The organism is Vreelandella aquamarina, assembly GCF_900110265.1.
Taxonomy (GTDB): Bacteria; Pseudomonadota; Gammaproteobacteria; order Pseudomonadales; family Halomonadaceae; genus Vreelandella; species Vreelandella aquamarina.
Genome location: NZ_FODB01000024.1, coordinates 44,140 through 50,307 on the forward strand (window position 1 = coordinate 44,140; position 6,168 = coordinate 50,307).

The following is a 6,168-nucleotide window of genomic DNA, read 5'->3' on the forward strand; positions in this document are numbered from 1 at the left end:
TTCGTTCTGTGATGTGTGTTTTGCGCGGTTTAAGGTGATCAGGCGCGCTGTCTGATGACGTTAGACTCGCCCATTAGCGCTTCGCGCGAGGATGCCCGCAGTTCATGGCAGGCCAAATTCCACAGCGTTTCATTGACGATCTGCTCGGCCGCGTTGACGTGGTGGAGGTTGTCGGCGAGCGCGTGCAGCTCAAGAAAGCGGGTCGTAACTTCTCCGGTTTGTGCCCTTTCCATCAGGAAAAAACACCGTCGTTTACGGTGAGTGCCGATAAACAGTTCTACCACTGTTTTGGCTGTGGCGCTCATGGCAACGCGCTGCGCTTTTTGATGGAGTACGACAAGCTGCCGTTCCCCGAGGCGGTAGAGCAACTGGCTGGACGTTTAGGGCTCGAAGTACCCCGCGAGGGGGCGGATGACCCGCGTGCTCAGCAGCGTGAGAAGAAGCGTAAAGAGGGCGTTAACCTGTTGGAAGTGGCTGCCAGTTTCTACCGCGAGCGGCTAAAGATGCAGGAGGGCCAGAGTGCCCAGCGCTACTTGCAGGGCCGTGGACTGTCGCCAGAGGTCATCGACACCTATGGTATTGGTTATGCACCGGGTGGCTGGGAGGCGCTCAAACAGCACTTGTCTGCAAAAGGTATCGGCGAGTCGGTACAGGTAGAGTACGGCCTGCTGATTCACCGGGAAGATACCGGCCGCACCTATGACCGCTTTCGTGACCGGGTGATGTTTCCCATCCGCGATCTGCGTGGCCGAACCATCGCCTTTGGTGGCCGTGTTATGGGGGATGAGCAGCCTAAATACCTGAACTCTCCAGAAACCCCTGTCTTTCATAAGGGGCGCGAGCTGTATGGTTTGTATGAGGCGCGCCAAGCGTCCAGCAAACTCGAGCAGCTGGTGATGGTCGAAGGCTATATGGACGTGGTGGCATTGGCCCAGTACGGCATTCATAACGCCGTCGCCACCTTGGGAACTGCCACCACGGAAGACCACTTAAGCCGCCTGTTTCGTTTGGTGAGCCGAGTAGTGTTTTGCTTTGACGGTGACCGTGCTGGCCGTCAGGCGGCAAGTCGCGCGTTGGAAACCGCACTCCCGCAGATGATCGATGGGCGCGAGGCGCGTTTCCTATTTCTGCCCGATGGCGATGACCCTGATTCACTGGTGCGTCGCGAGGGTAGCGAAGCATTTCAGGATCGTGTGACCTGTGCGATGCCGCTCTCGGAGTTTCTCTTCGAGCAGGCCGCCCAGGGGCGCGATTTGAATACCGTGGAAGGGCGCGAGCGATTTGCGAGTCAAGTGCTAGAGGCGCTGAACAAGGTGCCTGACGGTATGCTGAAATCGCTACTGCTCGAGTCACTGGCCAAACGCAGCGGACTGGCCCAGTCGCAGCTTCAGGCGCTGCTGGATAAGCGCACCGCTGCCGGCAGCGCATCGCCGCAGTGGGAGCCAGTGGATGACGCGCCGCTCGAGCCGGTAGTGGCGGACGAGGCTTCACACCCTGCTGTCCTCCGCCGTCAGGGAGCGAAGCTGCAGGCGCTATCGATGGTGGCTCGGATCGTACAGCTACTGCTTCACGAACCACGCTTGGTGACGGTGCTGCCCGAGACATTGGAGTGGCTACCCGACCACAGCGAAGAGGCATCGCTGTGTCGCGATTTGATCGCGCTGCTGCGCGCCGGGCGCTACCGGAGTCCGCAGGTGGTGCTGGCGCATTTTCAGGGTAGCCATGAGGGTCGGGTGTTGGCCGAGCTCGCCCAGCGTGAGCTGCTGATTCCGAAAAGCACTCGGGAGGCGGAGCTCAATGGTTTGGTCGAGCATTTGCTAGAAAAGCAGCGCAAGCGCTCGCCTCAGGAAGAGTACGATGCGCTGCTGGCGCTTGAGCGCTCTGGACAGAAACTGGATAAGGAGCAGCGTCAGCGATTGGCAAGTCTGATGATGGAGCTGGTTCAGCGCTCAGGAGACAGACCAGCCAAGAGCAATACATAGCTAGGGGTTGAATTACGACGCTTCAACACCACATACAGGGTTAGTCGCCAGGCGCTGGCCTAACCGAACAACCTAACACACCTGAATGATCGCGCAAATACGTTTCGCTGGAAAAAATCCCGTTATTTACGCTATACTGTTCGGCTTGTTGAGTTTAATCGATTCAGCGCCCCAGGTGTTTCATTCTTCTTCGTCGAGATAGGGTTTCTATGGCTGGAAATGCGCAGCAGCAGTCACGTCTGAAGGAGTTGATCGCGCGCGGCAAGGAGCAGGGCTACCTGACCTATGCCGAGGTCAACGACCATCTACCCGAGGATATCGCCGACCCGGATCAAGTGGAAGACATCATTGGCATGATCAACGACATGGGTATTAGTGTCGTTGAGGAAGCGCCAGATGAAGACACTTTGATGATGTCGGATCACTCCACGGACGAGTCCGCTGCGGAAGAGGCCGTTGCGGCACTCGCCGCCGTGGAAAGCGACGTAGGTCGCACCACCGACCCCGTGCGCATGTACATGCGTGAAATGGGAACGGTTGAGCTTTTGACCCGTGAAGGCGAAATCGAAATCGCCAAGCGGATCGAAGAAGGCACGCGGGAAGTGATGTCCGCACTGGCTTATTTGCCGGGTGCAGTTGCCTCTATTCTCGAAGCCTACGACGCTACCCAGGATGAAGAAGCACCTGGGCGCCTATCTGACCTGTTCTCTGGCTTTATCGACCCCGACGAAGGTATTCCGGGTGTTGCTGAAGCGGAAGTGCCGGAGCCTGTCGTTGAGACTGAGCTGAGCGATGATGACGATATCGACAGCGACGATGACGACGAAGAGGACGACACTACCGCCAGTGAAGGTGGCCCGGACCCCGAAGAGGCGAAGGCACGTTTTGAGCAGATTCGTGAGCAAAATGCTGCCGTTGAAGCAGTGCTGGCCAAGCATGGTCGGGGTAGCGCTGAGCTCAAGGCTGAACAAGCCCGCCTAGCGGAGCTGTTCTCGCCGATTAAGCTGGTGCCTAAACACTTTGAGCGTTTGGTCGGTCAGATACGTATCAGCGTTGAACAGGTGCGTGCCCAAGAAAAAGCGGTCATGCAGCTGTGCGTCAAGAAAGCCAAGGTGCCGCGCAAGACGTTCATCAAGTCGTTCCCGGGCCACGAGTCGGATCCGACGTGGCTGGACGCCTTCCAAGAAGCGCATCCCAAGTACGCTGACCGCTTAGAGCCACTGCGTGCCGATATCGCCCGCGCTCAGCGTAAGATTGCCTTCGAAGAGGACATGGTGCAGCTCTCGGTTGCCGACCTCAAAGAGGTGAATCGCAAGCTGTCGATTGGTGAAGCAAAAGCTCGTCGCGCCAAGAAAGAGATGGTTGAGGCGAACTTGCGCTTGGTAATCTCGATTGCCAAGAAGTACACCAACCGTGGCCTGCAGTTCCTGGACCTGATCCAGGAAGGCAACATCGGCTTGATGAAGGCGGTAGACAAGTTCGAATACCGTCGTGGCTACAAGTTCTCGACCTACGCGACATGGTGGATTCGTCAGGCCATCACTCGCTCGATTGCCGATCAGGCGCGGACCATTCGTATTCCGGTCCACATGATCGAGACGATCAACAAGCTCAACCGCGTCTCCCGTCAAATGCTGCAAGAGATGGGGCGCGAGCCGACGCCGGAAGAGCTGGGCGAGCGTCTGGAAATGCCCGAAGACAAGGTACGTAAGGTGCTTAAAATTGCCAAAGAGCCGATCTCCATGGAGACGCCGATTGGTGATGACGACGATTCGCACCTGGGTGACTTTATCGAAGACGGCACCATGTTGCTGCCGATCGATATGGCCACCGGCGAAGGCTTGATCGAAGCAACCCGCAACGTGCTGGGTGGCTTGACTGCCCGCGAAGCGAAAGTCCTGCGTATGCGTTTCGGTATCGACATGAATACCGACCACACGTTGGAAGAGGTGGGCAAACAGTTTGACGTCACCCGTGAGCGGATTCGTCAGATCGAGGCCAAAGCGCTGCGCAAGCTGCGTCACCCCAGCCGCTCAGAACCGCTTCGTTCGTTCCTAGACGAGTAAAGCCGCGAGTAGTGAAGAGTGAGTGGTGAAATAGAGTCGCCACGAAGACCGAAAAGCCCGCCGTTCTCTGAACGGCGGGCTTTTCGGTTTATGTTATGCCGTTTAAAGCTTAGAGCGTGTAGTAAGTGGCAGAGCCTGGACCAACCGGCAAGCCAAGAATAAACACCCAGATAAAGAACAGCACGCTCCAACCGATCAGCATGAACAGCGTGTAAGGCAGCATGAGAGCGACCAGCGTGCCGATGCCCATGTCGTTACGATAACGGGTCGCCACTGCGAGAATCAGGCCAAAGTAGCTCATCATGGGCGTAATCAGGTTGGTGACGGAATCGCCGATCCTATACGCCGCCTGAATGACTTCGGGCGCGTAACCCATGAGCATCAGCATGGGGACGAAGATAGGGGCAGTGACCGCCCACTGCGCCGACGCGCTACCCAGCGACAGGTTCACGAAGGCGCACATGAGGATGAACAGCGCAAACAGGCCAGGGCCGCGCAAGCCAAGGGAGTCCAGCAGGTCAGCGCCCGCCACGGCAGTCACGGTGCCAAAATTACTCCAGTTGAACAGCGCCACGAACTGAGCGGCAAAGAACACCAGTACAATATAGAGCCCCAGGCTGCTCATGCTTTTGGCCATGGCATCGACGATATCGCGATCGTTTTGCATGGTGCCCGCGAGTCGACCATAGACAAAGCCCAGTACGGTGAAGGCAATGGCGACGATAACCACAATACCGCGCAGGAAGGGTGAGCCGCTCACAAGGCCCGTCTCCGGGTTCCGCAGAATGCCACTCTCCGGGACTACCATGACGGCCACTAACGCTACCAGCGCCAGGGCGACCAAGCCCGTACCTTTGAGTGCCCGTTTCTCTGTAGCGGTCAGACCCTCCATACGGTGCTGGTCGATATCGCTATCGGCATAGGCTGAATCGAATTTGCCAAGCTTAGGTTCCACAATGCGTTCGGTGACCAAGCCGCCAATGAGAGTCACAAAGAAGGTGCTGGCAAACATAAAGAACCAGTTGGCTTCAGCCCCGACTGAATAGGTAGGGTCGAGCAACCGTGCCGCTTCCTGGGTAATGCCAGAGAGCAGCGGGTCGACGGTGCCAATCAATAAGTTGGCGCTGTAGCCGCCGGAGACGCCACAAAACGCCGCCGCCAGGCCCGCTAGCGGGTGCCGACCTAAGGAATGAAAGATCATCGCTGCTAGCGGAATCAGTACCACATAGCCAAGCTCGGAGGCCATGTTCGACATGATTCCGGCAAACACCACTGCATAGGTGACGATGCGTGGTGAACGGTTAAGCACTAGTGCGCGCATGCTAGCGGACAACAAGCCAGAGTGTTCGGCAACTCCCACCCCTAGCATGGCCACTAGTACCGTGCCCAGGGGCGCAAAGCTGGTGAAGTTAGTCACCATTTCGGTAACCAGGCGGCGTAGACCTTCCGCGTTTAAGAGTGAGTTCACTGCAATCCACTCGCCCTCATTGGCGGGGCGCGGGTCAGCGACTGAAACGCCAAGCGCTGCCGCAATGCCGCTCGCCACAACGACCAGTACACACAGAATGGCAAACAGTGTGACCGGGTGCGGTAATAGATTTCCCAGCCACTCGACGCTATCGAGAAAGCGGGTAAATGCTCCGCGTTTTAGGTTTTCTTCGCGATTTTGTGGGTTTGTCATAAGATTTATATCGTTGATAGGTTATTTTTCAGCAAAAATGCCCATGTAGGTTTGGTGGCTGACACTACGTTGATAATGCAAGCGGCGCAAATGGCTTTACGTATAGGGAGATGTAAAAATCGGGTAGGGGCCGGGGTCACCCCCGGCGCCCTCCCACACCACCGGGCATACGGTTCCGTACCACGGCGGTTCATGAAGAACGACTAAGCCATCTTACCGTATCGAGTACCGAGATCAGACCCAGACGGTCGAACCACTTCCGTGGCAGGGCCTGATTCATGTGCGACGCTCCGGCGTTCCACCAAGGGCCTCGACCATTTCCCGCTGACTTCCAGGCACGTTGCTCGTCCAGACCCAGTGCCAGGAGTTTCCGGCGCCGGGTTTGTGGGCGCTTCCATTGCCGCCAGATCACGCAACGTAGTCGGCGTCGCATCCATTG

At 57.4% G+C, this 6,168-nt stretch carries 3 protein-coding genes; 2 read left to right on the plus strand and 1 reads right to left on the minus strand.

The window, feature by feature from the left end; all coding sequences use genetic code 11:
• Positions 1–104: 104 nt before the first annotated feature.
• Positions 105–1,982 (plus strand): DNA primase, encoded by a 1,878-nt coding sequence (gene dnaG, locus BMY49_RS08480; RefSeq protein ID WP_089675386.1) that lies wholly within the window; start codon positions 105–107, stop codon positions 1,980–1,982.
• A 209-nt stretch (positions 1,983–2,191) separates the two neighbouring features.
• Positions 2,192–4,048, plus strand: a complete 1,857-nt coding sequence (gene rpoD / locus BMY49_RS08485) for an RNA polymerase sigma factor RpoD (protein ID WP_044629663.1) — start codon at positions 2,192–2,194, stop codon at positions 4,046–4,048.
• A gap of 109 nt (positions 4,049–4,157) precedes the next feature.
• Here the strand turns inward: rpoD and BMY49_RS08490 are convergent, their stop codons facing one another.
• The gene (locus tag BMY49_RS08490) at positions 4,158–5,729 is read right to left on the minus strand and encodes an AbgT family transporter (RefSeq protein WP_089675387.1); all 1,572 of its coding nucleotides are present in this window, start codon (positions 5,727–5,729) and stop codon (positions 4,158–4,160) included.
• Positions 5,730–6,168: the final 439 nt, after the last annotated feature.

Excerpts from the sequence above, each read along its gene's own strand:
- dnaG (WP_089675386.1), top strand. The coding sequence starts at position 105 with ATGGCAGGCCAAATTCCACAGCGTTTCATTGACGATCTGCTCGGCCGC.
- rpoD (WP_044629663.1), top strand. The coding sequence starts at position 2,192 with ATGGCTGGAAATGCGCAGCAGCAGTCACGTCTGAAGGAGTTGATCGCG.
- BMY49_RS08490 (WP_089675387.1), bottom strand. The coding sequence starts at position 5,729 with ATGACAAACCCACAAAATCGCGAAGAAAACCTAAAACGCGGAGCATTT.